Here is a 4,115-nt window from a genome sequence, read left to right on the forward strand (position 1 = left end):
AGCTCGCATCACCACGCCGACCGAGGGCAGCACCGTCGACGCCGACCCCGACTTCACGAACCCGGGCGTGCGGTTCAGCGGGACGGCGGCGCCCGGCGCGTACGGCGGCATCGTGGACCTCCGCGACGGCACGGTGCGCGGGTTCCAGGTGGACGCGTACGGGGCGTGGCAGCAGACCCTCCCGCTCCGCGAGGGCGCCAGCCACGTGCGGGTCACCGACGCGGTGAACGCACCCGTCGAGCTGCGCTTCACCACGCGCTGGCCGGGTCGCTGAACCCGACCCGGTACCCGAGGACAGCGGCACCCCGCACGATCGACGTTCGGGGTGCCGCTGGGCGTGGTCGGTAGGCTTGGCGGGTGACCGACGCCCCCGCCCCGCTCGCCGGACCTGACATCCACCGGCGGCTCCGCGGACCCGTGCGCATCGTCGGCGCCGGGCTCCTCGGCGCCTCGATCGGTCTGGCGCTCCGCGAGCAGGGCGTCGACGTGGTCCTCGACGACGTGTCGCCCGCCGCCCTGGCGCTCGCCGTCGACTACGGCGCTGGTCGGCCCCCAGCGGCGGGTGACGCCCCCGAGCTCGTCGTCGTGGCGGTCCCGCCGGACGTCGTCGCGACCGTCGTCGAGCGGGAGCTCACGGCCTACCCGGACGCCGTCGTGACGGACGTCGCGAGCGTGAAGTCCGGTCCGCTCGCAGCACTGCGGGCCGCCGGGGCCGACGTCTCGCGGTACATCGGCTCGCACCCGATGGCCGGACGGGAGCGCAGCGGGCCGACCGCCGCGCGCGCCGACCTCTTCGTCGGACAGCCGTGGGTGATCGCCGGGCACGACGACATCACCTACCAGCGCGCCGCCGTGGTGGAGGACCTGGCGCTCGACCTCGGTGCGACGGTGGTGCCGATGGATCCCGAGTCGCACGACCTCGCGGTGGCGTACGTCTCGCACACGCCCCAGCTCGTCTCGACCCTCATGGCTGCCCGCCTGCGTGACGCCCCCGACGAGTCGCTCGGGCTCGCGGGTGGCGGCGTCCGCGACGTGACCCGGATCGCCGCGAGCGACCCGGGGCTCTGGGTGCAGATCATCGGCGCGAACGCCACACGGATCCGTCCGGTGCTCGCCGACCTCCGCGACGACCTCGACCGGGTGCTCGCGGCCCTCGACGACCCGCACGCCTCGGGCTCCCCGCGTACCCTGGCCGAGGCGATCGCGGCGGGCAACCGCGGGGTCGAACGGCTGCCGGGGAAGCACGGCACCTCGAAGCGCTTCGCCCAGGTCGTCGTCCTCGTCGACGACACCCCCGGGCAGATCGCCGCGCTCCTCACGTTCATCGGGGAGATCGGCATCAACCTCGAGGACATGCGCCTCGAGCACTCACCGGGCGCGCAGATCGGCATCGTCGAGGTGTCGGTCGTGCCCGAGCAGGAACAGCGACTCGTCGAGCGACTCGAGGAGCGCGGATGGAGGATCGCAGCAGCATGGGCCTGAACGACGACACGAACCGACCAGTGCAGGACTCCGGGGTCACGGGCGGCCCGGACGGTCCCGACTCCGGGCTCCCGGCCCCGGGCGACCAGCCAGGGCCCCTCGGCGGCGGCGACCTCGCCGGCGGCCTCGACGGCCAGGGCGGCGGCGAGCCGGGTTCGACCAGCGCGCCGGTGCCGTCGGGCCTGCCCGACGGCGCCTTCGTCGCGAAGTTCGTCATCGCGGTCGACGGGCCGGCGGGCAGCGGCAAGTCGAGCGTCTCCCGGGCTGCGGCCCGCGCGCTCGGCTTCGGGTACCAGGACACCGGGGCGGCCTACCGTGCGCTCGCCTGGCACGCCCTGCAGCAGCAGGTCGACCTCGACGACGCCCGGGCCGTGCTCGCGAGCTGGGACACGTTCGACTACGAGATCGGCACCGACCCGGACGACTACTTCGTCCGCGTGGCCGGCACCGACGTCACGGACGCGATCCGCACGCCCGAGGTCACGGCCGCGGTCGCCCACATCGCCAAGCTGCCCGAGGTCCGGCAGCGGCTCGTCCAGCTCTTCCGCCAGGTCATGCGCCGCGCGGACGCCCGGGGCATCATCACCGAAGGACGCGACATCACCACCGTGGTCGCACCCGACGCCGAGGTCCGCATCCTGCTGACCGCGGACGAGTCGGTTAGGATGGCCAGGCGCTCGGCCGAGGTCACGACCCAGTCGGCCGCCGAGACCTCCGCTGCACTCGCCCGTCGGGACGCCGCGGACGCGAAGGTCGTCGACTTCATGAACGCCGCGGACGGCGTCACGACGCTCGACTCCACCGACCTCGACTTCGACCAGACCGTGCAGGCGGTCGTCGAGCTGGCCCGAAGCACGGCCACGAACTGATCACCCGCGGCCACCGCGCCGCACGCGAGGAACCCACACCATGGCGCAGCTGGACAACGACAACCCGGCGAACGACGAATTCCCCGAGTACGACGCCGCCCTCGGCGAGCGGCTCGCCGGACTCGACGACACCGAGGCGGAGCAGCGGACGACCGCGCTCCGCGCCGGCCTCGAGGATTACGAGCTCGACGACGAGGACCTCGCGCTCCTCGAAGCGGGGCAGATCGGCGAGGACGGCACCTACTTCCTGCCGGCACTGCCGGTCCTCGCGATCGTCGGTCGGCCGAACGTCGGCAAGTCGCAGCTCGTTAACCGCATCCTCGGCCGCCGCGAGGCAGTCGTGCAGGACACCCCGGGCGTCACGCGCGACCGGGTGAGCTACAAGGCCGAGTGGAACGACAAGCGCTTCACGCTCGTCGACACCGGCGGGTGGGAGCCCGACGCCAAGGGCATCAACGCCTCGGTGGCCGCGCAGGCCGAGGTCGCGATCGACCTCGCCGACGCGGTGCTCTTCGTCGTGGACGTCACGGTCGGCATCACCGCCACCGACGAGCACGTCGTGAAGATGCTCCGCGGCACCGACCGTCCGGTCATCGTCGTGGCGAACAAGTCCGACGACGACCGCCGCGACCTCGACGCCTACGAGCTCTGGAACCTCGGCCTCGGCGAGCCGCACCCGGTCTCGGCGCTGCACGGCCGCGGCGTCGCGGACCTCCTCGACCTCATCGTGAAGACCCTGCCGGACACGTCCGCGGTCGCCAAGCAGGAGGTCGGCGGCCCACGTCGCGTCGCGATCCTCGGCCGCCCGAACGTCGGCAAGAGCTCGCTGCTCAACAAGGCCGCCGGTGAGGAGCGGGTCGTCGTGAACGAACTGTCCGGCACCACCCGCGACCCGGTGGACGAGCAGGTCGAGCTCGGCGGGCGGGTGTGGCGCTTCGTCGACACCGCCGGCATCCGGAAGCGCGTCCACCTGCAGCAGGGCGCCGACTTCTACGCGTCGCTCCGCACCACCGCGGCGCTCGAGAAGGCCGAGGTCGCCGTGGTCGTCCTCGACGTCACCGAGCCGATCTCCGTGCAGGACCTCCGCATCATCGACCTCGTGCTCGAGTCGGGCCGTGCGCTGGTGCTCGCGTACAACAAGTGGGACCTCCTCGACGACGACCGCCGTCGCTACCTGGAGCGCGAGATCGAGCAGGACCTCGCGCACGTCGCGTGGGCGCCGCGCGTCAACATCTCGGCGCGCACGGGTCGGCACCTCGAGAAGCTCGTGCCGGCGCTCGAGACCGCCCTCGACTCGTGGGACACCCGCATCCCGACCGGCAAGGTCAACGCCTTCATCGCCGAGCTCGTCCAGGAGCACCCGCACCCGGTCCGCGGGGGCAAGCAGCCGCGCATCCTCTTCGGCACGCAGGCGTCGAGCCAGCCGCCGACGTTCGTGCTGTTCACGACCGGCTTCCTCGACCCGCAGTACCGCCGGTTCATCACCCGACGCCTCCGCGAGGTCTGGGGCTTCGCGGGTACGCCGATCAACGTCAACATGCGGGTCCGCGAGCGGCGGAAGCGCTAGCCGACCGGCACCGCGATGTCCGACGCCCGCCGCCGACGGGCCACCCCGCGACGGGTGGCCCTGGCGGCGGGTGTCGTCGCGTTCGTGGTGGCGGGTGCGGCCCTGGCGGTCGTGTCCTCGCGCCCGCCGGACGATCCGCACCGCACGAGCACGCCCGCGGCGACGCCGGTCGACGCCGGAGTCGACCCGACCGCGCC

At 73.2% G+C, this 4,115-nt stretch carries 5 protein-coding genes; all 5 read left to right on the plus strand.

What is annotated here, in order from left to right; translation table 11 throughout:
* Positions 1-274 (plus strand): hypothetical protein (locus I59_RS23000; protein ID WP_042726855.1); only part of this gene is annotated, 274 nt, incomplete at its 5' end.
* Positions 275-357: 83 nt separating this feature from the next.
* Complete coding sequence (locus I59_RS16660; RefSeq protein ID WP_022904845.1) at positions 358-1,482, plus strand: prephenate dehydrogenase; 1,125 nt, start codon at positions 358-360, stop codon at positions 1,480-1,482.
* 182 nt (positions 1,483-1,664) lie between these two features.
* Positions 1,665-2,351: a (d)CMP kinase gene (gene cmk, locus I59_RS16665; RefSeq protein ID WP_031274240.1), complete on the plus strand. Its 687-nt coding sequence runs from the start codon at positions 1,665-1,667 to the stop codon at positions 2,349-2,351.
* 40 nt (positions 2,352-2,391) lie between these two features.
* A complete protein-coding gene (gene der / locus I59_RS16670; RefSeq protein ID WP_022904847.1) occupies positions 2,392-3,918 on the plus strand; it encodes a ribosome biogenesis GTPase Der in 1,527 nt (508 codons plus the stop codon).
* Between the two features lie 15 nt (positions 3,919-3,933).
* On the plus strand, positions 3,934-4,115 hold a 182-nt coding region (locus I59_RS23225; RefSeq protein WP_042726856.1), incomplete at its 3' end, for a hypothetical protein.

It is taken from the genome of Curtobacterium sp. B8 (assembly GCF_000333315.1).
GTDB classification, from domain to species: Bacteria; Actinomycetota; Actinomycetes; order Actinomycetales; family Microbacteriaceae; genus Curtobacterium; species Curtobacterium luteum.